This is a genomic window from Rhizobium grahamii (assembly GCF_009498215.1).
Lineage (GTDB): Bacteria > Pseudomonadota > Alphaproteobacteria > Rhizobiales > Rhizobiaceae > Rhizobium > Rhizobium grahamii_A.
Map to the genome: position 1 here is coordinate 1,751,527 of NZ_CP043498.1, position 24,582 is coordinate 1,776,108.

22 protein-coding genes and 3 tRNA genes are annotated in these 24,582 nt (G+C 60.6%); 8 read left to right on the forward strand and 17 right to left on the reverse strand.

The window, feature by feature from the left end:
• Window positions 1–35 precede the first annotated feature (35 nt).
• Complete coding sequence (locus FZ934_RS08615; protein WP_153270738.1) at window positions 36–2,426, forward strand: phosphoketolase family protein; 2,391 nt, start codon at window positions 36–38, stop codon at window positions 2,424–2,426.
• 154 nt (window positions 2,427–2,580) lie between these two features.
• Window positions 2,581–3,690, forward strand: a complete 1,110-nt coding sequence (locus tag FZ934_RS08620; RefSeq protein ID WP_153270739.1) for an acetate/propionate family kinase — start codon at window positions 2,581–2,583, stop codon at window positions 3,688–3,690.
• A 10-nt stretch (window positions 3,691–3,700) separates the two neighbouring features.
• Here FZ934_RS08620 and FZ934_RS08625 read toward each other — a convergent pair whose 3' ends face one another.
• The 5 genes from FZ934_RS08625 to FZ934_RS08645 all read right to left on the reverse strand — a co-directional run bounded on the left by FZ934_RS08625 (window position 3,701) and on the right by FZ934_RS08645 (window position 9,589).
• Window positions 3,701–4,345, reverse strand: coding sequence for a CBS domain-containing protein (locus tag FZ934_RS08625; RefSeq protein ID WP_246737859.1), 645 nt, complete (start codon window positions 4,343–4,345; stop codon window positions 3,701–3,703).
• A 258-nt stretch (window positions 4,346–4,603) separates the two neighbouring features.
• The gene (locus FZ934_RS08630) at window positions 4,604–5,653 is read right to left on the reverse strand and encodes a hypothetical protein (RefSeq protein ID WP_203437217.1); all 1,050 of its coding nucleotides are present in this window, start codon (window positions 5,651–5,653) and stop codon (window positions 4,604–4,606) included.
• 108 nt (window positions 5,654–5,761) lie between these two features.
• On the reverse strand, window positions 5,762–6,916 hold the full coding sequence (locus FZ934_RS08635; protein WP_153270741.1) for an amidohydrolase: 1,155 nt from the start codon (window positions 6,914–6,916) through the stop codon (window positions 5,762–5,764).
• Between the two features lie 228 nt (window positions 6,917–7,144).
• Entirely contained in the window at window positions 7,145–8,662 is a 1,518-nt protein-coding gene (glpD, locus tag FZ934_RS08640; protein WP_153270742.1) for a glycerol-3-phosphate dehydrogenase, read from the reverse strand.
• 99 nt (window positions 8,663–8,761) lie between these two features.
• Window positions 8,762–9,589, reverse strand: a complete 828-nt coding sequence (locus FZ934_RS08645) for an AraC family transcriptional regulator (protein WP_153270743.1) — start codon at window positions 9,587–9,589, stop codon at window positions 8,762–8,764.
• A gap of 108 nt (window positions 9,590–9,697) precedes the next feature.
• On the opposite strand from FZ934_RS08645, the gene FZ934_RS08650 reads away from it, so the two are divergent.
• Entirely contained in the window at window positions 9,698–10,909 is a 1,212-nt protein-coding gene (locus FZ934_RS08650; RefSeq protein ID WP_153272400.1) for an MFS transporter, read from the forward strand.
• Between the two features lie 81 nt (window positions 10,910–10,990).
• On the opposite strand, the gene FZ934_RS08655 is transcribed toward FZ934_RS08650, so the two are convergent.
• From FZ934_RS08655 to FZ934_RS08680, 7 genes are all read right to left on the reverse strand, one after another.
• Window positions 10,991–11,758 (reverse strand): SDR family NAD(P)-dependent oxidoreductase, encoded by a 768-nt coding sequence (locus FZ934_RS08655; protein ID WP_153270744.1) that lies wholly within the window; start codon window positions 11,756–11,758, stop codon window positions 10,991–10,993.
• A gap of 154 nt (window positions 11,759–11,912) precedes the next feature.
• Window positions 11,913–12,197 carry a hypothetical protein gene (locus FZ934_RS08660; RefSeq protein ID WP_246737861.1) on the reverse strand — a complete coding sequence of 95 codons (285 nt, stop codon included), beginning with the start codon at window positions 12,195–12,197 and terminating at the stop codon, window positions 11,913–11,915.
• A gap of 274 nt (window positions 12,198–12,471) precedes the next feature.
• Window positions 12,472–12,654, reverse strand: a complete 183-nt coding sequence (locus tag FZ934_RS28065; protein WP_246737862.1) for a hypothetical protein — start codon at window positions 12,652–12,654, stop codon at window positions 12,472–12,474.
• A 155-nt stretch (window positions 12,655–12,809) separates the two neighbouring features.
• Complete coding sequence (locus FZ934_RS08665) at window positions 12,810–13,451, reverse strand: metallophosphoesterase family protein (RefSeq protein WP_153270745.1); 642 nt, start codon at window positions 13,449–13,451, stop codon at window positions 12,810–12,812.
• Between the two features lie 250 nt (window positions 13,452–13,701).
• Window positions 13,702–13,778: transfer RNA gene (locus tag FZ934_RS08670), tRNA-Arg, on the reverse strand.
• A 50-nt stretch (window positions 13,779–13,828) separates the two neighbouring features.
• A complete protein-coding gene (locus FZ934_RS08675) occupies window positions 13,829–14,134 on the reverse strand; it encodes an ETC complex I subunit (protein ID WP_153270746.1) in 306 nt (101 codons plus the stop codon).
• A gap of 155 nt (window positions 14,135–14,289) precedes the next feature.
• Window positions 14,290–15,960, reverse strand: a complete 1,671-nt coding sequence (locus FZ934_RS08680; protein ID WP_246737863.1) for a phosphoethanolamine transferase — start codon at window positions 15,958–15,960, stop codon at window positions 14,290–14,292.
• Between the two features lie 173 nt (window positions 15,961–16,133).
• Here FZ934_RS08680 and FZ934_RS08685 point away from each other — a divergent pair.
• Window positions 16,134–16,210: transfer RNA gene (locus FZ934_RS08685), tRNA-Pro, on the forward strand.
• Window positions 16,211–17,107: 897 nt separating this feature from the next.
• Here FZ934_RS08685 and FZ934_RS08690 read toward each other — a convergent pair.
• The 4 genes from FZ934_RS08690 to FZ934_RS08705 form a co-directional block, all read right to left on the reverse strand.
• Window positions 17,108–17,728: a class I SAM-dependent methyltransferase gene (locus tag FZ934_RS08690; RefSeq protein ID WP_153270748.1), complete on the reverse strand. Its 621-nt coding sequence runs from the start codon at window positions 17,726–17,728 to the stop codon at window positions 17,108–17,110.
• 67 nt (window positions 17,729–17,795) lie between these two features.
• The gene (locus FZ934_RS08695) at window positions 17,796–18,428 is read right to left on the reverse strand and encodes an HD domain-containing protein (protein ID WP_153270749.1); all 633 of its coding nucleotides are present in this window, start codon (window positions 18,426–18,428) and stop codon (window positions 17,796–17,798) included.
• A gap of 136 nt (window positions 18,429–18,564) precedes the next feature.
• Window positions 18,565–19,047 carry a DUF192 domain-containing protein gene (locus tag FZ934_RS08700; protein ID WP_153270750.1) on the reverse strand — a complete coding sequence of 161 codons (483 nt, stop codon included), beginning with the start codon at window positions 19,045–19,047 and terminating at the stop codon, window positions 18,565–18,567.
• On the reverse strand, window positions 19,047–19,625 hold the full coding sequence (locus FZ934_RS08705) for a cold-shock protein (RefSeq protein WP_113365565.1): 579 nt from the start codon (window positions 19,623–19,625) through the stop codon (window positions 19,047–19,049). The genes FZ934_RS08700 and FZ934_RS08705 overlap by 1 nt, the downstream gene beginning before the upstream one ends.
• A 195-nt stretch (window positions 19,626–19,820) precedes the next feature.
• On the opposite strand from FZ934_RS08705, the gene FZ934_RS08710 reads away from it, so the two are divergent.
• The 3 genes from FZ934_RS08710 to FZ934_RS08720 all read left to right on the forward strand — a co-directional run bounded on the left by FZ934_RS08710 (window position 19,821) and on the right by FZ934_RS08720 (window position 21,759).
• Window positions 19,821–20,261 carry a VOC family protein gene (locus tag FZ934_RS08710; RefSeq protein ID WP_153270751.1) on the forward strand — a complete coding sequence of 147 codons (441 nt, stop codon included), beginning with the start codon at window positions 19,821–19,823 and terminating at the stop codon, window positions 20,259–20,261.
• A 159-nt stretch (window positions 20,262–20,420) separates the two neighbouring features.
• On the forward strand, window positions 20,421–21,485 hold the full coding sequence (locus FZ934_RS08715; protein WP_153270752.1) for a YcbK family protein: 1,065 nt from the start codon (window positions 20,421–20,423) through the stop codon (window positions 21,483–21,485).
• 199 nt (window positions 21,486–21,684) lie between these two features.
• Window positions 21,685–21,759 (forward strand) — tRNA-Glu (locus tag FZ934_RS08720).
• Window positions 21,760–21,907: 148 nt separating this feature from the next.
• Here the strand turns inward: FZ934_RS08720 and FZ934_RS08725 are convergent.
• Entirely contained in the window at window positions 21,908–22,588 is a 681-nt protein-coding gene (locus FZ934_RS08725) for a peroxiredoxin-like family protein (RefSeq protein WP_153270753.1), read from the reverse strand.
• 419 nt (window positions 22,589–23,007) lie between these two features.
• On the opposite strand from FZ934_RS08725, the gene FZ934_RS08730 reads away from it, so the two are divergent.
• The gene (locus tag FZ934_RS08730; protein WP_194273782.1) at window positions 23,008–24,219 is read left to right on the forward strand and encodes a serine hydrolase domain-containing protein; all 1,212 of its coding nucleotides are present in this window, start codon (window positions 23,008–23,010) and stop codon (window positions 24,217–24,219) included.
• Window positions 24,220–24,582: the final 363 nt, after the last annotated feature.

The window sequence follows — 24,582 nt, forward strand, 5'->3', positions numbered from 1 at the left end:
CCGAGATTGTTTATTGCGAGACAAGGAGAATTACCTTGGAACACGATCCGCTTTCATCAACAGACTCGAAGATCGACAACGCCGAACTTGCCCTGCTCGATCGCTATTGGCGGGCTGCGAACTACCTCTCCGTCGGCCAGATCTATCTGCTGGACAATCCCCTGCTCCGCGAGCCGCTCCAACCTCAGCACATCAAGCCGCGGCTGCTTGGCCATTGGGGAACGACACCCGGCCTGAACTTCATCTATGCGCATCTGAACCGCATCATCCGCGCCCGCGCGCTCGATATCATCTATGTCTGCGGTCCGGGTCATGGCGGTCCCGGCATCGTTGCCAATACCTATCTGGAAGGCACATACAGCGAGGTCTATCCCGATATCTCCGAGGATATTGACGGGATGCGCAAGCTGTTCCGCCAGTTCTCCTTTCCGGGCGGTATTCCAAGCCACGTCGCGCCGGAAACACCCGGATCGATCCATGAAGGCGGCGAGCTTGGCTACGCGCTCGTTCACGCCTATGGCGCGGCCTTCGACAATCCCGATCTGATCGTCGCCTGCGTCGTTGGCGATGGCGAAGCCGAAACGGGGCCGCTGGCTGCCAGCTGGCAGTCGAACAAGTTCCTGAATCCGGCCCGCGACGGCGCGGTGCTGCCGATCCTGCACCTCAACGGCTATAAGATCGCCAACCCGACTGTGCTTGGCCGTGACAGCGACGAGGATCTTCGCCACCTCTTCCTAGGTTATGGCTATGAGCCGTATTTCGTCGAAGGAAGCGACCCGACCGAGATGCATCGCACGATGGCGACGACATTCGACACGGTCTTCGACCGCATCCGGACGATCCAGCAGGAGGCCCGCTCCGGCAAGGGCCAAAGCGGAATGCCGCGCTGGCCGATGATCGTCATGAGGAGCCCAAAGGGCTGGACCGGCCCGAAAGAGGTCGACGGTCTGAAGGTCGAGGGTTTCTGGCGATCCCATCAGGTTCCGGTCTCTAACTGCCGCGGCGACGACGGCCACCGGCGGATACTGGAGGACTGGATGCGCAGCTACCGGCCGGACGAGCTCTTCGACGCATCCGGTCGTCTGCAACCGGAACTGCGGGCGCTTACCGCCACCGGCAACAAGCGGATGAGCGCCAGCCCTCACGCCAATGGCGGGCTGCTCCGCAAGGAACTCGTCGTTCCAAGCATTCGAGACTACGAGGTGAAAATGATCTCACGCGGCGAGCCCGAGGTCCAGGCAACCGCCGTGCTCGGCAACTATCTGCGCGACACGCTGAAGCTGAACGACGCGACGGCGAACTTCCGCATATTCGGCCCGGACGAGACCGCATCGAACAGGCTCGGCGCCGTCTTCGAGGTCACCGACCGCGTCTGGATGGAGGAGATCAAGCCCTACGACGTCGGTCTCGGAAGCGATGGCAGGGTGATGGAGGTTCTGAGCGAACATCTCTGCCAAGGCTGGCTGGAGGGCTACCTGCTGACCGGGCGCCACGGCTTCTTCTCCTGCTACGAGGCCTTCATCCACATCGTCGATTCGATGTTTAACCAGCATGCCAAATGGCTGAAGGTGACCCGCGACCTTGAATGGCGCAAACCGATATCGTCGCTCAACTATCTTCTGACCTCGCACGTCTGGCGGCAGGACCACAACGGCTTCAGCCATCAGGATCCGGGCTTCGTCGACCACGTCGTCAACAAGAAGGCCGATATCGTCCGCGTCTATTTCCCGCCGGATGCCAACACGCTTCTCTGGGTCGGCGACCACTGCCTGCGGACCTACGATCGCGTCAATGTCATCGTCGCCGGCAAGCAGCCGGAGCCGCTGTGGCTGTCGATGGATGAGGCGATCCGCCACTGCGAGGCCGGTGCCGGTGCCTGGGAGTGGGCAGGAAACGACGACAACGTCCTTTCGCCTGACGTCGTCATGGCCTGCGCCGGCGATGTGCCGACGCTGGAAACCATGGCTGCGGTCGATCTGTTGCGCGAGCTCGTCCCGGACCTGCGGATTCGCGTGGTCAACGTCGTCGACCTGATGACGCTGCAATCGAAAGAGCAGCATCCGCACGGCTTTACCGATGAGGAGTTCGATCGGCTTTTCACCGTCGACCGACCGGTCATCTTCGCCTTCCACGGCTATCCATACCTCATACACCGTCTGACCTACCGGCGAACGAACCACCGCAATATCCATGTTCGCGGCTATATCGAGGAAGGAACGACCACGACGCCCTTCGACATGACGGTGCTGAACGAACTCGATCGCTTCCATCTGGCGATCGAGGCGATCGAACGTATCCCGGGCCTCAAGGACAAGGCGGCCGCAGCGCTCGACAAGCTGAGGGCGAAGCTCGTCGAGCATCACGCCTATGTCCGCGAATACGGTGAGGACATGCCGGAAGTTCGAGATTGGAAATGGAAGCGCTAGAGCGCCGTGCGCTCGTGAGGGCGCACAAGGACGCTCTATCTTATTGAATCTACGCATCAGGCCTGATGCGTAGAGCGCCATGCGTCTAAGCTGTATGGCCGGTCGCCATGGTGACCGGCTTGCCTCCCGTTTCGAACGATATCGGCAGACATCCATGATCGATACTTTGCTTGTTCTCAATACCGGTTCATCGAGCCTGAAGTTTCAGGTATTCCGCGAAGAGAACCTCGAGGTTCTCCTGCGTGGCAAGATCACCGGGATCGGCACCGACCCCAGGCTTCGCGCCGATCTGCCCGGCGGGAAGAAGACCGAAACCGCCTTGCCTGACGACACAGATCATGACGCCGCACTTCGCGCCGTCGTGGACCTGATGAGCGCGCATAGCGAAAACTGGCATACGCTCGCCGTCGTCCACCGCGTGGTTCACGGCGGCCAAGAATTTACCGAGCCGGTCGTCGTCACGCCTGATGTCATGCGCCGTCTCGAAGCACTCATACCCCTGGCACCGCTGCATCAGCCCCATAATCTCGCCGGCATTGCCGCATCGGCGAAACTGGCTGGCGATGCCCAGGACATCGCCTGCTTCGACACGGCATTTCATGCCGGCCACGATGACCTGATAAGCAGCTTTGCGTTGCCGAGCGATCTCCGCGGCAAGGGCATTCGTCGCTACGGCTTTCACGGCCTTTCCTACGAGTGGATCTCGGGCGTACTGGCGGAAAAGCATCCGGATTTGCATCGAGGCCGCGTCGTCGTCGGCCACCTCGGGAACGGTGCCAGCCTCTGCGCGATGAAGGGTGGCGTCAGCATCGACACGACGATGAGCATGACGGCCCTCGACGGGCTGCCGATGGGAACACGCAGCGGCTCGATCGACCCCGGCGCGGTGATCTACATGCTTCACGATCTCGGCCTCGGTGCCGAGAACATCCAGGAGACGCTTTACGAGCAATCCGGATTGAAGGGGCTTTCCGGTATGACAAGCGATGTCGAGCAGCTGTTGGCAAGCAACGATGAAAATGCCGCCTTCGCGCTCGACTACTTCGCGTTGAAGGCCGCGCAATTCGCCGCGGTCATGGCCGTTTCGATGGGTGGCATAGACGGCATCATCTTTACCGGCGGTATCGGCGAACACGCCGCGCCCGTACGGCAGGCGATCCTCGATCGCCTGCGTTTCCTTGGAGATTTCAAGGTCCTGGTCATTCCGACGAACGAAGAACGCGTGATGGCGACGCATGCCAAACGGATTTTGCGAAAGCCCTGATGAGCAGCCGTCAGGCCGCGACGCTCAGCCGGTCGATGAAGCCGGCAACACCGCGCACATTCTCGACCAGCACGCGTATAGCCCGGCGCTCCAGTTCGCTCGAGACGGTTCCCTCGAGAATGGCCCGGGAATCCTCCACCGATACCTTGATGCGGTCACCGTCGAGACCGAGGTCTGCCTGCAATCGCGCACGAATGGCGCGACACAGGGCATCGTCGCCGCTCGCGACGCTGTTTGCGGGAACGCCGGCGATCCCCTTCAGCAGGTCCACGCGACTGATGATGCCGAGAAGGCGCGTGCCCTCGACGACAGGGACCCGCTTGATCTTGTGCGCAAACATCGCCTCGGCCACGGCCGCTGCCGGCGCATTCGGGGCGACGCTGACGAGGTTGGATGTCATGAGATCAGAGACCCGCCAGCTGTGGCTGCGAATATAGGTGTCGTAGTCGACAAGCGAGGTCGCTTGACCCTGCGTTCCCAAATGTCTTCCGCTTCCGAATTCGATGCGGCGCATCAGATCGCCTTCGGTGAGCATGCCGCAAAGATTGCCGTCGTTGTCGACCACAGGCAGACCGCTGATGTCCTTTGCCACCATCAGGTCGATCGCCTGATGCACGCTGCTGTCGGAGCTGATGGTCGTGAGGTTCGTATTCATAAGGTCTTGCGCGAACATGATGATCCCGTTGCCTTTAAATGTCGAAATATCAGGCATCCCGACCGATAGCGCGAAGCGCCCGCCGGGCTTTGCCAACTGACTATTGCGCAATTCCGGCGAGGTGTCGATCAGTTCCAGCTCAACTTTGAGCGGCAAAAACGCACGAGAGCAATGCGCATCGAGCGGCCGAGAATTGACGACTGCCAACTCTGCCACTACCGGCCGCGCTGCGCGCGGGGCGGAACGCCTCTGCACTCCCTACCGCACAGCCGTCAGCTTGGCGCGGCAGGCGGCGGCCTCGCGCTCGCCCCTGGCGGCACCGGGGGCAATACCCGTCTGCGGTATCTTCGTCACGACATCCCAGACGAGCTGCTGCATCCGCAACGCCGCCGCTGCCGTCAGGGACGCGGCCGGCGTCCCGTCACCGCGCCGAAGCTCGTAGGGCAAACCCTCGGGACTGCATTGATAGAGCACCGCATAGTGTGTCAGCGCGACCATATAGGCGCCGTAATCGTTGAAATGGATCATGTCCCGCTTGCCGAGCTTGTCGACGCGGAACAGTTCTTCGCGCTTGGATAGACCCTCGATCTCGCCGGCCTCGATTGCCCGCGCCACGCGTGCCATCACGCGGCCAGCCGGGATAACGTAGATGGGGCGTTCGCCTCCCGTCGGTACGCCCGCCTGCAGCAGAATTTCACCTTCCCAGTATCGACCGGGATCCGCGTCGAGCCGCTGCAGCCAGCCCTCGGGATCGTCGAGCTGGCTCCATGTCTCGTAGAGATAGATGCGGATATCCGGCCTCGATTTGCGCGCCAGATCGGCCCAACGGCGCACATATTCGGGACTGTCGAAATAGCGGATGGCGTCACGGATCTCGACCATCTCGGTCATCACGAATACGTCGTAATCGCCGCTCTGCAGGGCCTGCCGCGCATCACGATAGCGAGGATGGTTGTTCTCGGCGGCAAATCCGTTGATGCGGTCGCTTGGTCCCCAATGATCTTTCAGTGGAGTGCCCCAACCGAGCTGGCTTTCATAGGCATGCCCCTTCGGCGCCAGTTCGGCAAGCATGGCTGGCATGTCTCTTCCAACCAGGCTATGTCCGAGGTGGAAGACCCGCAGTGGTCCGCGAGGCGCCGGCAACGGATCGGAGTAAAGGGCTTCGAATTTGGCAAGACCCGCATTTGTCGGCGGGCTGCTCGATCCCGCGACGGCGAGGCCAAGAACCATCAGCGCGCAATTCTTCAGCCACCGCCGGACCTGCGGCGTGCGAGCCAGTCGCTGGCTAGACGGCAAGGGCGTGTCCACGTCGGCTATCCTCTCGAAACTCGATCGACAGCACAATTTTCGATCGCGAGGGAGAGCGATGCAATCGCACCTTTAGCGGTAGGATGCAGCTGGATTTCATTGGGCTTCTCATCCAAGCGTGTTTCTGATGGCGCGCATGAATATCCGCGCGCCGATCGAAATCAGCGCATCGGGAAAATCATAGTCCGGGTTGTGCAGGCGCGGATGGCCTTCGCCGGCACCGAGAAAGAACATCGCGGACGGTGCCACCGTCCGGAAGAGCCCGAAATCCTCGGATGCCTTCATCGGCAACAGCGCGCTCTCGCTCTCGACGCTCACACCTTCGTCCGCAAGTGCCTGATTGAGAACGGCCGTCGCCTCAGGTGAATTGAAGCATTGCCGGAAGACATCCTCGTAACTGATCTCGAGCTGCAAGCCAGTAACACGCGCCTCCTCGCCGGCAAGCCGCTCGGCAGCCTCGACGAGTTCCGCCATCTTGTCGTCGGTCAGCGTTCTCAACGTCGCCCAGATTTCTGCGTAGCCGGGACTGATCCCGAAGGCCGGCTCGCCGAGCCGGGCATGGGTCACGGTCACAAGCGTATAGTCGGGACCAAGCGGCGCGTTGTTGCCGAGCGCGGTCAGGCCGCTCAGCAGGCGTCCCAGAGCAAAGGTCGGAGCAATCCCATCCTCCGGATAGGACGCGTGCGAGGTCTTGCCGCGAAGGATGACTTTCATCCCGCGAGACGCACAGTTCACGGGTCCCTCGCGCAGAAGCACGTGGCCCAGCGCCGCCCCCGGAAAATTGTGCAGCGATAGGGAGAGATCAGGCCGCAACGCGGCAAAGGCCGGATCGGAAAGGACCGCGGCCGCTCCTGCGCCATTCTCCTCCGCCGGCTGGAAAAGCAGGACCACGCGGCCCCTCTCGGGTCCTCTCTTCGCAAGACCGGCCGCCAACGCAAGCAATATCGCCATGTGGCCGTCATGGCCGCAGAGATGTCCCTTGTCGGAGACAAGTGAGCGATGCGGCACATCCGAGATTTCTTCAATCGGCAGGCCGTCCAATTCCGCGCGGACGAGGACGGTCGGCCCATCGGCTGCACCTGCATAAACAGCCGCAACCCCGTGCCCGCCTAGCGCCTCGATCAGCTCGTCGGGACATGTTTCAAGCAGTGCCTGCTTTACCCGTCCCGCGGTTTCGCGCTCGTCGCCCGACACCTCGGGGTATCGGTGAAGTTCCTGCCGAAATGCTGTGATCCGCTGGAGTTCCTGCTCGGTCAAAAACATGGTGTATTTCCGTCCCCGTGTCGGCTGTCAGAGAAATTCGGCGTATTCGCGCCTAGCAATCAGTGATGCCGCCACAGGTCAAGCCATCAGCATCAAGCCTATTGGCACACGGGACCAGTTACCTATAAGGGAGCGGGACGTAAGCAGACAGTATCCACCCGCTTGAGCGGGTGAAAGGTCATGAGGTCCCTTAGCGGCCAGACGTTCTCGCGACGGAATCGATAGAACTCAGCCCGCCATCAGCGCGGGCCGCCCGGCCATGTGATCCGCCAGTATTGCGGCCTGCTCTTTGGTGAGGCGTAGGCCGTCCTTGGTGCGTCGCCAGAGGATATCATCCGCCGTCTTCGCCCATTCGTGATCGATGAGATAGCGAACCTCGACCTCGTAAAGATCGGCTCCGAAGCAATATCCGAGGTCTTCCGTCCGCGAGGAGGCGCCGAGCAGCATGGCCGCCCTCGTCCCGTAGCGACGAACGAGACGGCCGGCGTGCGGTTCGGTGAGAAATGGATAGGCGGTCTTCAGTTTCGCGACCTCGGCATCATAGCCGGTCGCCGGAAAATCGCCGCCCGGCAGGTGACTGCCGGCGGTCCAGGAACCACCCTTCGCCCCGATGGCGCCGGCAATCTTCTCCAGGGCGTGCTCGGCAAGCCGGCGATAGGTGGTCAGCTTGCCGCCGAACACGTTAAGAAGCGGCGCACCGCTGCCCTCGCCTTCGATCTTCAGCACATAATCGCGCGTCGCTTCCTGGGCCTTGGAGGCGCCGTCGTCGAACAACGGGCGAACAGCCGAATAAGTCCAGACGATATCCTCGGAGCGCACGGGTTCCTTGAAGTATTCACTGGCGGCGCCGCAGAGGTAGGCAATCTCTTCTTCGGAAATCTTCACATCGCGCGGGTTACCGGCATAATCCCGGTCCGTCGTACCGATCAGCGTGAAGTCCTGCTCATAAGGGATCGCAAAGATGATGCGGTTGTCAGGATTCTGGAAGAAATAGGCGCGCGGCCCATCGAATTTCTTCCTGACGATGATGTGGCTGCCCTGAACAAGCCGCACGTGACGCGCCTCATGCTGGCCAAAGGCTTCGCGGATGACATGGTCGACCCATGGACCGGCGGCGTTCACCAACATCCGCGCCTTGTGTGTCGTCTGCACACCGCTGAGTGCATCGACGGTTTCAATCGACCAGAGATCGCCCTCGCGGCGAGCCGAGGTGACCTTCGTGCGCGGCATGATGAGCGCGCCACGATCGGCGGCATCGCGCGCGTTGAGTACGACCATGCGCGCATCGTCCACCCAGCCGTCCGAATACTCGAAGGCCTTCGTAAACAGCGATTTCAGCGGCTTTGCCGCTGCATCGCGGCGCATGTCGAGCACTGCGGTGGCAGGCAAAAGCTTGCGACCGCCCAGATGATCGTAGAGGAAGAGACCGAGTCGGATCAGCCACGCAGGACGAATGCCGCCCTTGTGGTACGGCAGAACGAAGCGCATCGGCCAGATGATATGCGGCGCCATCGCCCAGAGGACCTCGCGCTCCATCAGCGCTTCGCGCACCAACCGAAACTCGTAGTGCTCGAGATAGCGCAAGCCGCCATGGATCAGTTTCGTCGCGCCGGATGAAGTGCCGGAGGCAAAATCATTCATCTCCGCAAGCGCCACGGAATAGCCGCGCCCCGCCGCGTCCCGGGCAATACCACAGCCATTTATGCCGCCGCCGATAACGAAAAGATCATGAACGTGCTGGCCCACGTATTCCTCCGAGCCTGGAACTAATAATGACAAACGCCTGCGGCATTTGAAAGTCGCCACACATAAAACGAAAACAAAACGAATGTCAAACGAAAGCGCTTATGAGGAGGACTGCTCACCGGTCTTGAAGTAGGAGCGGGGCGCTGCGCCGAGCATCCGCCGGAACATCGTCGTAAACGCAGCAACGCTGTCGTAGCCAAGATCGAGCGCTACAGCGGTGACCGTTTCTCCGCCTGCAAGACGCGGCAGCGCCGTGAAGACCGCCGCCTGCTGACGCCATGTCGAGAGGCTGATTCCCGTCTCCTTCCGAAAGAAGCGGGTGAAGGCGCGACGACTCATCGCAAGCCGCTCGGCCCAGTCGTCGATGACAAGCCGGGCGCTCGGATTGTCGAGAAAACCGCGACAGAGGTTGGCCAGCCTCTGATCGGATGGGAAAGGCAGCCCGAGCGGACGATCGGGCAGCCGGAGCACCTCTTCCAGCAAGAGGGCCATGACAAGCTCCCGGCGCCCGGTCCTGGCTTCTGCTACGGGCGCGACCGCCTCGATAATCAGGGCACGGGCAAGATCCGAGACGGCGACGACGCGGATGGCGGACGGAGGATCGCTAAGCACATCGGGCAACACATAGGCGGAGAGCATGGAAACCTCCCCCAGCATGTCGACGGTGTGGACGAGCCCGGCCGGGATCCACAGCGCATGCTGCGGCGGAACCATCCACCGCCCCTGCACCGACGAGACCATCACCACCCCTGCGCGGGCGTAGACGAACTGCGCCCGGCTATGGTTGTGCGGCTTCACATGATAGCCGGCAGGATATTCCGACGGGATCGCATAGACGGGCCCCGACGCCGCCTCGATCGCCGCCAGCCGCTCGACATGAAGTTCGGCCAGCTGGCTCGCCGCTGGTGTCTGTCTCATTTTCGTCATTTTGGCCCACTCGCGAAATAACCAGACCAAAACACGAAAGCGGGACGACGACAAGTCGGCTATCTCCAGACCGTCAAACGACGGAGTAGAATCGTGACAGACAACGCAATGACGGCAGGGAAACACTCTGCGGAACAGACGGTTTTCGGGATCATCATGGCGGTGAGCTTCTGCCACCTCCTCAACGACACCATGCAGTCGCTGATCCCGGCGCTTTATCCGATGATCAAGGAAGGCTACGGCCTCGATTTCACGCAGATCGGCTTCCTTGGCCTCGTGTTCCAGGTCACTGCGTCACTTCTACAGCCGCTGATCGGCATCTACACCGACAAGCGCCCGTTGCCCTATTCGCTTTCCATCGGCATGGGCTTCACGCTGATCGGCCTGGTGCTGCTGGCCTATGCGCATGCCTACTGGGTGCTGCTGGTCGGCGCCGGCGTCGTCGGTCTCGGCTCGGCCGTGTTTCATCCGGAGTCCTCGCGTGTCGCCCGGCTGGCATCCGGCGGACGTCACGGCCTCGCGCAGTCGCTGTTTCAGGTGGGTGGCAATTTCGGCTCGGCGATCGGCCCGCTGCTGGCGGCGTTCATCGTACTGCCGCGCGGCCAGCACAGCGTCGCGTGGTTCTCGCTGGCGGCCCTGACCGGCATGATCATCCTGTGGCGCGTCGGCGCCTGGTATGCCGAACACCGCAAGAGCAACGCCGGCCGCAAGGCCCCAACAGCCGCAGTCCAGCTGCCGCGCAAGAAGGTCATCACCGCGATCGCCGTCTTGGCGCTGCTGGTTGTCTCGAAGTACCTCTACATGACGAGCCTTTCGAGCTACTACACCTTCTACATGATCGAGCGCTTCGGTGTTTCGGTTCAGCAGGCTCAGATTCTGCTCTTCGTGTTCCTCGGCGCCGTTGCCATCGGCACTGTCGCCGGCGGGCCTGTCGTCGACTGGTTCGGCACGAAGTTCGTGATCTGGTTCTCGATCCTCGGTGCCCTGCCCTTCACGCTGGCGCTGCCTTACGCCGACTACACCTGGACGATCTTCCTGACGTTCCTGATCGGTGTGATCCTCGCCTCGGCCTTCTCGGCGATCGTCGTTTTCGCCCAGGAGCTGGTACCCGGTCGCGTCGGCATGATCGCCGGCCTGTTCTTCGGCTTTGCCTTCGGCATCGGCGGCATCGGCGCTGCGGGTCTCGGCATGGTGGCGGATCATATGGGGATCGAGTTTGTCTACCGCATTTGCTCCTACCTGCCGCTGCTCGGGCTGCTGACCATCTTCCTGCCCGATATCGGCAAGGGTCGTCGCCACACCGCAAAGGCTAGCCGCTAAGCGGGCACGATCTGGATAGAAAGCAGAAAAGGCCGAGATCAGCATCTCGGCCTTTTCATTTTCCCGACAGCAATCCTCGGATCAGATCGCCGTGAAGCCGTTATCGACAAAGAGATGCGCGCCATTGACGAACATCGACTCGTCGCTGGCCAGATAGAGCGCGGCGCGCGCCACGTCCTCGGGTTCGCCGATGCGACCCTGCTGCGCCGCAATCGCGGCATCCGAAACGTCGACGCCGAGCGCCTGCAACTCGTTGACCTCACGCAGACCGTGCGGCGTACGGATAAAGCCCGGGCAGACCGCATTGCAGCGAATGTTGCGGTCTCGGAATTCAACCCCGATCGCGCGCGCGAACATATGCACGGCGCCCTTGGTGGTGTCGTAAAGCACTTCCATCGGCGTCGCCGCCACCGCGGAGATCGACGAGGTGCAGACGATCGAGCCGCCGCCGGCGGAGATCATTCCGGGAAGCACTGCCCGCGTCATCAGGAACATCGATCGCACGTTGACGGCGTGCAGCCACTCCCACTCCTCGAGCGTCGTTTCGAGGAACGGCTTGATGACGATTGTGCCGGCGTGATTGAAGAGCACCGTGACCGCGCCGAAGCGCTCCTCGACCCCCTTCGCCGCCGCAATGACCTGTGCCTCGTCGGAAACATCGGCGACCCAATAGTCGGCGGTGCCGCCCGCGGCGCGGATGGCCTCGACGGTCTCGAGCGACGCCGCCTCGTTGCGATCGATTACCGCAACCTTGGCGCCCTCGGCTGCAAAAAGCCTCGATGCCGCCCCGCCCATTCCGGTCGCCCCGCCGGAAATGATTGCAATCTTGCCCTTCAACCTGTCGACCATCGTTCTCTCGTTCCCATTGTTATCGCGCCGCGACGACGTGGGCGCGCTGAAAGCAGGTTGGAGAGAATCGACAGTGATGTCCAGCCGTCCGCCAGGGCCTGATGCCATAGCGTTAAGTCACCGAAAGGAGACATTCTGCTGGATCGGTCTGAGACTAATGGAGGGTGTGTGACGGAGCTTTGTCGTTCTGGAACTGATCGACAAGATTGATCCCCTGCTGCAGCAGGATTTCGGCGGCCTTTAAATTCGTCGTCGAGAGCTCAACGGCATTTCCCCGAATTGCCAGGGCAAGATTCATCGAGTTCGCGGCAAAGCGGATGTTGCCATCAGAGAAGGCCTCGCTCGCCCGCGCTTCAAGCGCATCGGCAACGGTCGCAAAGAACTGTCTGCGCTCGCGGATGCTCATTTCCAGAAGTGTCTTAGCAGTTTCCATCGTCATGCGTCCTTTCGTCCGCAGCAGATCGTCACACGGCGTTGTTGCCGCGGCCGATGCCTGCGCAAGGTTGGCTTCTTGTGGAATGAGATCGGCGGTTCTGGCCGCACGGATCGTATGGCGCGGAGATAGGCGTCAACCTGGGCAGTGACAAGGCGAAGCGACGCAAATCACGCGAATACCACCTATGCAGCGGCGGCACGGCACAGCGGAAATTCCGCCGTCATTTCGTCAAAAAGCTTAGCGCGCACCGTCAGAGACGGCGACCCAGTGCAGAAAATTAATAGCTACACGACCGGTTGTCGCTGGGCCTGAACCCATCAAGGCAGGCACGATTCATGGAATCGCCAGGATAGTAGCCGGAAGCCGATCCCATCGAATTCGGAGGGGTCGCGCATGCCGACGCCAATGCCGATAGCCCGATCATCATGCCGGCAGCAGCGAATGCCAGAAACCTTCTCATCTATGATTCTCCTTACCCGGGCAGTCTCGCCGCTAACGACAATCTAGTCGCGCGATCAGACGGTTGCGAGGGGCACGCCTCAAAGAAACGGAAATAAATGGAAAACTCCAACCCCGACAGGCGCTTCACACCATCCCGTCCGCAACAAACCGCCCTCAGGCCGCCACCTCGATGAACTCGATCGGACCGCCGGGAAGGCTGTCGTTGAAAACGGCACAGGAGAGCTTCTGCCCGAAGACGCAGCCGCTATCGAGGTTCGTCCGATTGCCTGTCGTCAGCGGGTTCTTCGGCGAGGGCGTATGGCCATGGACCAGGTGCTTGCCCCAATATTCGCTCGAATACCCCGGCGCGAAGCGCGTCCACATGAAATCGTCAGGCGACTGATCCTCGAAATAGACACCTTCGTGAACGCCGCCATGAACGAAGATCCGATGCTCGTCCTGGTAAAAGAGCGGCAGGGCCCTCGCCCAGTCGAGGCGATCGGCGGGAATGTCGCCGCCGAAGGACCTGCGGGTTTCCAAGCCGCCGTTTCCGAGCCACCAGCTTTCATCCTGAGTTCCGTCGCAGGCGCCGACCATCATGTCTTCGTGATTGCCCTTGAGGGCGATCCAGCGCCAGCCCGCGGGAGCCGCATCCATCAGCATATCGATGACGGCCTTGCTGTCAGGACCGCGATCGACATAGTCCCCGAGAAACACAATCGTTCCCTCCGCAGCGTAGGCTTCGACCCGGCTGATCATACGCTTGAGCGGACCAACGCAGCCGTGGATATCCCCGATCGCAAACGTATAACTCATCCTTCGGCTCCTGATTTCCCGACCGCCTGCAGAGCAGGCTCTAACCTTGCAGCAACATCGGCAACGCGCCGCCGCTGTTCGGCGTCAGAACGTTTATATAGGCCAGAATCGGATGAATGCCTCTTTTGCAGAAGCGCGCTCTAAGAATGGAGGAGAAGACTAAGGGGATGTTTTCTGTAAACGGCATCCAAAACGCTGTAGGTGGCGCCTGATTACAATGCCGAGAGCATCCGCAAGCCATTGAATTTGTTGGCGACCCCTGCAGGAATCGAACCTGCGACAACCTGCTTAGAAGGCAGGTGCTCTATCCAGCTGAGCTAAGGGGCCTGATATCGGCGCGTCACCGCACCGAATGCATCTCTATCCGCGAACGCTAATCAGTGCGTCCAGGGCTGCGTCCGCGTATAACGGAAATTGTCGGGATACGCTACCGTCTGGCGCTGCGGATCCTTCGGGGCGATCACACGGTAGTCGATGCCGTTGCGCTTGGCGTAGGCTTCCGCCAGTTCCTGCGTCTCGAACGTCAGCTTGAGCTGCTGGCGCATGTCTGATGACGACGTGTAGCCCATGATAGGATCGATCGTGCGCGGCGTCACCTGATCGAATTCGAGGACCCAGAGATGAGTCTTGGCCTTACCGGACTGCATGGCGGTCTTGGCTGGACGGTAGATCTTGGCAGACATTGCTGCAACGCCTCCGAAATTGGGCTTTCGCATTCAAACCGATCGCCCCGGGACGGGGCGACTTTCATGTACGATCACATGAAAAGATGAATTTTGCTTAGCCGCGAATCCTTTCGGTTTCAAGAAAAAACCCGCGGCTACAAAACTCTGTCGGATCAGCCCTTCTGCGCAGCTGATGCAATCGCGTCGGCTGCTTTGCGGCAAGGGGCAAAGAGATCCAACTTCGGATCATAGATGCTGGTTGCGATGTCCATCAGGCCAAGCACGCTGTGGAAGAAGTTGTCATGCGAGGCAGGCTCCGCCGCACGCGCCGCCATGCACGCCGTATCGATCCCCGACGCGGCGCTGAAATCCGGCGCGAACCACGCAACGATCGGAACGCGGGTCTGCTCTGCCGGTGCGATGATATAGGGCGCACCGTGCAGATAGAGGCCGTTCTCGCCGAGCGACTCGCCATGGTCGGAGACGTAGAGCATCGAAGCTGAGACCGAGCTGCCGTGCTCTTTCAGCGTGTCGATGACCTTGGCGACGACGTGATCGGTGTAGAGGATCGTGTTGTCGTAGGCATTGACGATCTCCTCGGGCTTGCACGAGCCGAACTCACCCGTGCGGCAATCCGGCGTGAAGCGTCGGAAATCGTCGGGGTAGCGGCGATAGTAGGCTGGTCCGTGGCTGCCGAGCTGATGCAGGACGAGGACGCTGTCGGTTTTGACGTCTGCAAGCCACTCGTCCAGCTTGTCGAGCAGGATCGTATCGAGACATTCGCCATCCGTGCAGTAGCGCGGGTCGGCGCTGTCAGGCAGGAAGCGATAGGGGATACGGTTGGCGACGCCGTAGCTGCCGGTATCGTTGTCCCACCATTCGACGTTCACCTTCGCATGACCGAGAATATCGGTCAGGTTGTCGGTCTCCAGGCCCTTGCGATGGGTATATTCCTTGCGCGGATAGACGGAGTACATGCACGGCAGGGAAACAGCCGTGGCGGTTCCGCAGCTTGTTGCGTTCGAGAAGTAGATGACACCCCTCGCCTTCATCTCCGGATTGGTTTCGCGTGCATAGCCGCCGAGCGAGAAATTCTGGGCGCGCGCAGTCTCGCCGGTGACGATGATAGTCACGCGCGGCTTACCGTTCGCGCTCGCCGTGCGCTGGTGCGCGTCGGTGCCGAGCGGACGGCGCACGATGTTGCGATCCTCCTCGGAGGCAAAGGCATAGCGCGTCGCGCTGCTGATCGGCAGGAACGGATTGAGCGTCAGCATGACGTCCTTGTGCATCCGCCCGACAGCCGCAAAGGTCTGCGAAAAGCTGAGCGCGGCGCCGACGAAGATTGCAAGACAGGGAATGATGACAGCCATGTTCCAGACGAATTTCCTCAGGAACGGCTTGTGGACAACCCGCACCCACAGAATGAACAGCGACGGCAGAACTCCCTTGATCAGGATGTGCAGAAGGAAGGCCTGCGTGATCAGATGCGCCGACTCGGCCTGCGTCGTCACGGCGGCGTTGCGGATCATCTCCTTGTCGATGATGACGCCGAACTGGTCCGTGAACCATGCCGCGAGAACCGACACCATGATAAAGAAGATCAGGGCCGGCTTGATGAGATACTTGACCGAGAACGTCGTCATCGCCGCGATCGTGATGGCCGTGATACCGACGACGAACGCCGCGAAGGCCATGGGCTTGGTCGACATGTAATCGAACGCGCGCGTCCAAAAGGTATGGTTGGCAACGATCAGGATATAAAGGGCGGTCAGGACCGAGAGGGTGACACTGCCGATGCGCGGGCGCAGGCTCCGACCGGAAGCCGGCTCATGAGAATCGTCCAATATGCTGCTCCGATTAAGGGCGCGCGGACTCGCAACGGTCCGCACCATAAAAGAGCCGCATGCCACCCTTTCCTGACAGTAACCTGAACGCGCCGAAATGAACCTGCATTGGATTGACGATTTTAGTTATTGCAGCCTGCGATCGAACCGTGTATTGCCCTCCTCGTTGGCAACGGAGTGTAGCGCAGTCTGGTAGCGCATCTGGTTTGGGACCAGAGGGTCGGGAGTTCGAATCTCTCCACTCCGACCATCGCCTTTCCCTTTGAGAACGCTGAAGAAGCTCATTTGTTGGGCTCGTCCAGGTTTGTGTTACAAGGTTCGTAGCAAAACGAATGTTGGCAATGCCCGCCGAAGATCGGCGAGCCAGTTCGGTCCCGGACGGCACTTGGTCGTAGCCTATCTGCAATAAAAATCCGTTCCTTGGTTTTATGCCTATTTAGACTTCCCTTTCTCCTTCGGGTAAGTCGGGCAAGGAAAACTAGGAGGGTGGCATATTTTTAAAGGATCTCCATAACAAACCCCCTGTCCGCCCGGACATATCATCGGGAATTTGCTGTCCTCTGAACATACAGCTTGGTCTGGTCCACAGACGGCGCGGGTGCCTGGCCCTTCTTGCGCAGACGCATCGCCGATCACCGCGCCAACAAACCCCATCAACGCTATAAAAAACACCTTCATGACATCCCCCACACCTCACGGATGCCGGATCATAAAATCACAACCCCGCAAAAGGCGAGTCTTTTAATCGACTCATTGCGACTTGGAACAGCCTCTGAGTCATGATCGGGCCAGTTGGGCACCACAACTCGAGCTGGAACCGCAACAGTGAAGCACGGTCACGCATTATCCTGCAGACGTGACGATGTTGATCTATGCGGTTGAGGCAGCGACGAAGCGGTCAGCCCCGTCGGAGCGCATCGGTTAAGTATTACATTTGCTAGACTTGGATCTCTTCGTATTCTTCGGCGCGGCCCACTGCTTACGGCAAGCCGATCGCGCTCACTTCAGTCTGAACATAGGCCGACAACCGGTCACGATCCGCAACAGTGAAGTATATTGAGGCGTCGGCGCAGAAGCCACGTCCGGCACACAAGATGCGTCCACGAGATGACCGCACCTCGCCGGAGAGCACTGGCACTCAACCAACCTAAGACGCCCGTCGGAATGTGCTGAACTGGAACCGCTGGGTGCTGCCCCAGGGCGTCTGGTGTTCGTGACGGCGATGGTCGATCAACGAAAATCCTGGCCCAAGCAGCGTCGAAAGGCTTTCGGCATCATGGCGCGCGACCGGTAGACCACTGCATTTTTCCGGGCCGTCGAGCGCAAACGTTCCCAGAATCAGGTGACCGCCGATCGTCAGCGCCTGCTTCAGGCTTTCGATATAGGCGTTCTGATCGAGCGATTCGGTCAAGAAATGAAATGCCGCGCGATCATGCCAGACGTCGTAATGTCTTTCGGGGCGCCATTGCGTGGCGTCGGCGTCGATCCAGTGAACGCCCTGCCCCTTCCGGCCAAGACGATGCCTTGCCGCATCGAGGGCGGATCGGGAGAGGTCGAGTACGGTCAGATCCTCGAAACCTGCCTGCAGGAGACCGTCGACCAGGCGCGCCGCTCCTCCGCCGACGTCGATAATGGCATTGCCGGGTCGCGCGCCCGTCAGCGCGATCAATTCGAGGGATGGTGTCGCGCTGTCCTGAAACCAGCTGACATCGGTCTCCGACTTTGTCGCATAGACATTTTCCCAATGCTGCTTGGGATCGGTTATCATGGAGATTGTCTCCGCCAATTGCCTCACCGGAACCCGATGCCCGGGAAAACACATCACTGCCGCGGGTTCACGTTACGGCAATGAACCCCTCGCGAATCGCAATATCAAGCAACTCGTCGATGAAATCGCCGAGCGAACCGGACGCCTTGGCGATCGGCGCGACGCGCCGGTTGACGTCTTCGATCGTCACGCCCGGCGTGCGCCATGTTCCGCCATCGGTCAGGAAGTTATGCAGCGTCGGCTGCAGCCGGTCCATCGCATTCGCGAATCGGGCCTCGCTGGTCTCCTTCGCCTCGAATTCGTCCCAGAGCTGGCGGTACTCCAGCGTCTGGTCGTCAGGAAGCAGGCTGAATATCCGCTCGGCGGCCAGCAATTCGCGCTCCGCCTGATCGAGCACCGCGCTTTTGTCAAAGGCGAACGTATCCCCGGCATCGATCTCGACGACGTCGTGGATCAGGAGCATCTTCAGCACCTTCGCAAGATCGATCGGCTCTCTCGAGTGCTCCGCCAGGATGGAGGCCATCAGGGCGAGCTCCCAGGTATGCTCGGCATCGTTCTCCACCCGCGAGCGGTCGAGCAGCCTCGTCCTGCGCAGAACCGTCTTCAGCTTCTCGGCCTCGACGATGAACATCAGCTGGGCAACGAGCCTTTCCCGACCGGTAAAGCCGCCGAGCAGGGCAGCCGCGGAACTATTCGACATCTTTTCCTCGCAAGCCAGTTCGCCACATCGCAAAGACTGCGATGACATCGCGCCGATAAAGCCGGAAACGATGGATGGCGCAAGGCGTGAACCGAGGCCGGGCGACTGGATCAGACCAGCCACATGCGCGGGCGGTTCACTTCTTCCTGGTGGTCGTGGCGCTCAGCATGCGGTCGCCCGGCTTGATTCCGAGCTTTGCGGTGACGCCCGCGTTGAGTTCGACGACATATTTCACCGCGGTGACCGAATCGATGATGTCCTCGGAATAGGGAACCGCATTCTGCTTGATGCCGCGAATGACGCCTGCGGCGTCCACGAACAGCATGTCGAGAGGCAGGATGGTATTCTCCATCCACATCTGCACACGCCGCGAGGTCCCGAAGTCGAAGATCATGCCGGCGTCTTCGGCCATCTCCTTGCGGTACATCAGCCCGCGCTGGCGCTGCTCGTTGGTATCGGCGATCTCGACGGTGAAGTTCAGCCTCTTGCCCGCCGCCGTCTGAATGATCAGCGGTTCAGTGTCGAACTGGACCGGCTGCTGCGCGAACACCGCCGGGGCAACCATCAAAAAAAGCGCCACGAGGGCGCCTTTCGCGATATGACTGAATGACATCGGCATCAGTGTGCACGGCTCACGGGGCTCGGATTGTCGGGGTGGATTTCCGCCGCCATCAGGCCCTTGTCGCCGTCGCCGTAGCGAACCAGAACGACCTGCCCCGGACGCAGCTCCGTAAGCCCGAAACGACGAAGCGTTTCCATGTGAATGAAGATGTCCTCGGTGCCCTCGCCGCGCGTCAGGAAGCCGAAGCCCTTGGTGCGGTTGAACCACTTCACCAGGGCACGCTCGAGGCCGCTTGTGGGCGTTACCTGCACGTGGGTACGCACCGGAGGCAGCTGCGAAGGATGTACCGCTGTTGACTGATCCATGGAAAGAATTTTGAACGCCTGATAGCCGCGTTCACGTCGCTGGATGAGCGCGACGATCCGCGTTCCTTCCAGAATTGTCTGATATCCATCGCGTCGCAAGCACGTTACGTGCAGCAAAACATCCTGCATTCCGTTGTCAGGAACGATGAAACCAAAGCCCTTCGCAACGTCAAACCACTTGACAATCCCAGTGATTTCAATGAGGTCGACCGCTTCCCCCGCGAGTTGATCGAGGTCGGTGAATTCCTTCGATGAAATTCTGTCAGCCATTTCGCCAGCCCCTCAATACGCGTCACACTGTTACGGTTAACTGATTCTTGAGATCGAGATTAACATGTTGGTAACGGATTAGCGCAAGTCCTACTTTTCGATTATTCCCAGTTGCCAATCTTATCCCGCAGCCTTGCCTGAAACTGGCGGCCGGACACATTAGAAATCAACCTGCATTTCAGAGAGGAAACATAAATGCGCTATCTCCACACCATGGTCCGCGTGAAGAATCTGGACGCCTCGCTGCACTTCTACACGACGCTGTTCGGGCTCGAGGAAGTTCGCCGCACCGACAACGAAAAGGGGCGCTTCACGCTCGTTTTTCTGGCCGCTCCCGGCGACAAGGGCGACGCCCAGGCAAAGGGCGCTCCCTGCCTGGAGCTGACCTATAACTGGGACACGGAAGACTACACCGGCGGCCGCAATTTCGGCCATCTGGCATACGAGGTCGACGACATCTATGCGATCTGCCAGAAGCTGATGGACAACGGCATAATCATCAACCGCCCGCCGCGCGACGGTCACATGGCTTTTGTCCGCTCGCCGGACGGCATCTCCATCGAAATCCTGCAGAAGGGCGGCAGCCTTCCCGCGGCCGAGCCGTGGTCGTCGATGGCCAATACCGGCGCCTGGTAAGCCGAGGCTTTTGCGAGGCTTGCGGCTTTTTCGATTTCGGGCGGGCGTGCCCGGATCGCGCTTGCCGCAGCCCACCCTCGCGGGCACTCTCCAGCCGACTCGTGGGCAATTTGCGCGGTTTTCAGCCCGAATCTGCCCCCCTTATTGGAGAATGCTCGCTTGTACGCCTTGGAAAAGCGCATGCCCCTTGGGGCTGTCCTTCTCTTGACCGCTTCTGCGCTGGCCCTCGCCGGCTGCGTATCCGACAAGAAGACGGCCGACGTCGCTGCCGACGCAGCCGTTCCGGTTGCAGCGGCACCGGCCGCCCCGGCTGCGGCGGCGAACGCGACCGCCAGGACGACCTATCAGGATCCACAGGTTGCCAACGTTTCGGGTGCGCAGGCGCAAGCACAGGCGCCAGTGTCTCAGCAGCAGATGGCTCCAGGCTCGGCCGCCACGGCTCCCGCCAACATCGGCGGCCTCGCCCTGCAGTCGACGGGAATAAACGCCCAGGCGATGAGTATCTTCTCCACCCGCCGGCCGCCGCAGATCAACTCGACGTCGACGGTCCTGCAGCAGGATGGCGGCGCGGTTTATGCGCCCGTCGGCGTCAGCCCGGCACGATCAAGCGTCTACAGCAGCCAGGTCCCTGTCGACCAGGGCCAACAGGGCCAGGTACTGCTTCCGCAACAATCCTCGCAGAACACCAGCACGCGGATCGACCCGACCCAGACGGCGTCGCTCGCGACCGGCGCCCTGCCGGGCCAGACGATGAACGCGCTCTACAGCTCGCCAAAGCAGAACCTGCTCGGCAGCCTGTCCGGCCTGTTGCAGAAGGCATCGCTGCCGGGCATGACGCGCATCGCGCCGAACGGCCTTCATATCCAGAACGACAAGGTCGAGGTCGCCTGTTTCAAGCCAAACCTGATGAACGTCATCAAGGCGGTGGAGACCCACTTCGGGAAGCCCGTCCTCGTCACATCGGGCTATCGCGATCCCGAGCACAATCGCATGGTCGGGGGCGCCGAGGAATCGATGCACAAGACCTGCGACGCGGCCGACATCAAGGTCGACGGCATCTCCAAGTGGGATGTCGCGAGCTTCATCCGCTCGATGCCCGACAGGGGCGGCGTCGGCACCTACTGCCACACGGATTCCGTCCACGTCGACACCGGCAAGAACCGCGACTGGAACTGGGGCTGCGGCCGGCGCTCTGCGCCCGATGTCGTTGCCCGAGCGCTCTGAACGCCCTCACCTAAAGCAATCTGACTCAACGCAACGCACCTCGAAGGCGCGCGAACAGTTACGCCTAGCGGCTTGATTCGCCGTCAGGAATGGCTATCCACAGTCCGAAAAAATAATCTGTCATTTTTTTGTAGAAAAACCGAAATTGCCGCTTGCGGGATTCAGAAGGCCTGACTATAAGGGCGCCACCACGAAGGAAGCGCCCTTCGTCTATCGGTTAGGACACCAGATTTTCATTCTGGGAAGAGGGGTTCGACTCCCCTAGGGCGTGCCACTTCGTTGATCTCTTTCAGCTTTTAGCTCCGAACAGAGAAACGCGTACAGAATGAGATGTACGCACCCTTCCGTATGAAATTCACCTGATACGCGCCCCCGGAATTACGTGCCGTCGTCCCGCCTCCCAATGCCGGAACTCCAAGCCTTCAGCGTTGAAGACTACCGGCAGCGGCAAGTATGTCCGCCGCGTTTGGAAAGATGCAGAGGCCGTCGGGCCCGTCGCGTGCTTCGATTTGCGCCCAGCGAACAATGCCATCGCCGTCGATGAGAAAGTGCCCGACAAGCTGTGTCGGGTGGCTAGCGAAGACGGCATGATCAACGTCCGTAAGCTCGAAACCGTCTCGGGCGTTGAGCAGCACATTGGCCGCCATGGGGTGTAGCGCTTCCGGCAGTTCGCCGGTCGGGTTGATGCGAGCGGCCTCGAACTGCGCCATGCTTGCCTGATAAGGCCACGCCGGCTTCTCGTCGCTATCCTCTGGCAGAAATTCGCCATACGGCACGCCGAAGGCCCGGTGCGCGGAGCAATCCTGGTCACAGAGGAGCAATGCCGGCGACGGCCGGTGCTCGAAATAAATGCGGGCGCGCTCCACCGGCGTGTTGATCACGGCAACCGTTTCCACCCCCGCAGCGCGCAAGGCAGGCTGTAGACGACCGAGTTGCCCCACCTGACGTCGACAAAACGGGCAGTGCAAGCCGCGGAAGAAGGCGATCAGAAAAGGATGACCGCGCAAGCTCGCGAGAGAAACCGTTCCGTCTTGATTAGCCGACGGAAGCGCGAAGGCGGGCGCGTGTTCGCCCGCTTGCAGCGGGCGCTTCTGGTCTCCCATGGCATTTGTCCTTGTAAGGCGCTGAGATGAATGCTGGGCTTGATCCAAGTCCAAACACCTATCACGCCACGGCACCGCTTGCCATGTTCACCGTGCAATCGCTGGAGTTCGAAGCGTTAGAAGCCTGGCAACGACGACACGTGCCTTCTTTGTGCGAAGCAGGCGCCCATCAATGGCCGCTTTCGGCATTATGGTCGAACGGTGGCTTTGCCCCCCAAGCGGTCGTGGCCATATTCATTTTGTCATTGGCCCGCGGGAGGTCGAGAATTCCTCCCAATTGACCGCCTATCAGTTGTAGTGTCTATTGGTCACCAGCATCCCCGGCCCACAGCGTTTTGCTAGTTCGGCCAGTATTTTATTCCCGATCCGTCATGTTCATTTCAAGGAATGGCTACTTTCCCGGAGGGGGCGGCGCGATAATGGAACTGGCTAGATGTCGAGGAATCGCGGCAGCGATCGTCCTTTTTGTCACGGGCACGGCGCTTGCCAGCGAAACGCCTACGCAAACTCAGCGCGTACAGAAAGCGCTGGACACTTGGCTTGCGGAACGCTCACCGGTCGAGGGTGTCACCGGCATCGCCGCCTATGTCAGCCTCGGCGCACCAGGCCCGAACATCGAAGCCTTTGCAGGCAAGACCGGAAGAGCCGATGACGATCCGCCGGTAGACCAGAATACCCTCTTCGCCATGGGTAGCACTTCGAAATCCTTCGCTGCCGCAGTGATCCTGAAACTGGAAGCCCAAGGCCTCCTCTCCATCGATGACCCGGTTGGAAAGTGGTTGCCGCAATATCCCGCCTGGGGCAGCGTTAGCATCCGCCGCCTTCTCGATATGACCAGTGGTATCCCGAATTATTCTGAGACCGAATTCATCTCGCGTAGCTGGGTAGAGCAGCCGAAACGCGACTTAACCGCGGAAGAACTGATCGCCGCGGCCTATCCTGACGGTAGCAACAACCTGCCGGTGACTGAAGGGTACCACTACTCCAACACCAACTACATACTCGCCGGCTTGATCGCAGCCAAAGCGACGGGCAAACCCTATCAGGAGCTTGTCCGCGAACTCGTCATTCAGCCGCACGGCCTCCACTCCACCTTCTACTCTCCAGGGACCTACCCACCGGAAGTGATCGCCCGGTTGGCGCACGGCTATTTCGAAAACACCGCTTGCGCCGAGTACCAGCCGCCCGACTGCAAGGAAAGTTGGAACAAGCCGATGATCGGTCGCGACGTGCGTGAAGACAGCACCTCCTGGGCGCAGGCCGCGGGCGGCGCTATCTCCAACGCGCGCGATGTTACCCGCTGGATGCGCGCCGTATTCGAAGGCCGTGTCGTGCCGCCGAAGCAACAAGCCGAATGGATGTCGATGGTTTCGACCAAGACAGGTGAACCGATCACCGAGATCAGCGAGGAGCATCCTCAGGGCTTTGCCCTCGGTCTCGTGCAGGGCATGATACCGGGCGGCCCGGCGTGGTTCTATCAGGGCATGACCCTGGGCTATCGCACTCTTTATGTGTGGTACGAGAAGGATGGCATTCTGATCGCCGTGCAGACCAACAGCCAGCCGAACGACGAGGCAAACAAGCTTTCCGAGGCCGCCGAAGCAATCCATGCAGCAATCAAGGCGCAATAGACGATGGCTCTCATAAGGTTGGGCGGCCTGATTGGCTCGAAGGACAGTCGACGCGCGCATCGATCGTAACGGCTGGGCAATGACCGCTACCGGCCCAAACCGGTCCGTTGCCAAGGATCGAAGGTCCTTATTTCGTGACGCATCCATGCGACCAATCCTGGTGAACGCAGCAAAGGGCTATCAATGCGCCGGCTCACGCGATAGCTCCGGCGTGTCGTCCTGCGGTCAAGGTGGCGATTTCATCCTCCCCTGACGCTTTCCGCTGAATCAGGCCGACGCGCGGCGCTCGGTTCCGGGACGTCACTCCTGTTTACCCGAGGTCGCGGCCGGCATTTGCCAAGCGTTAACGTTGAACGGAGACCC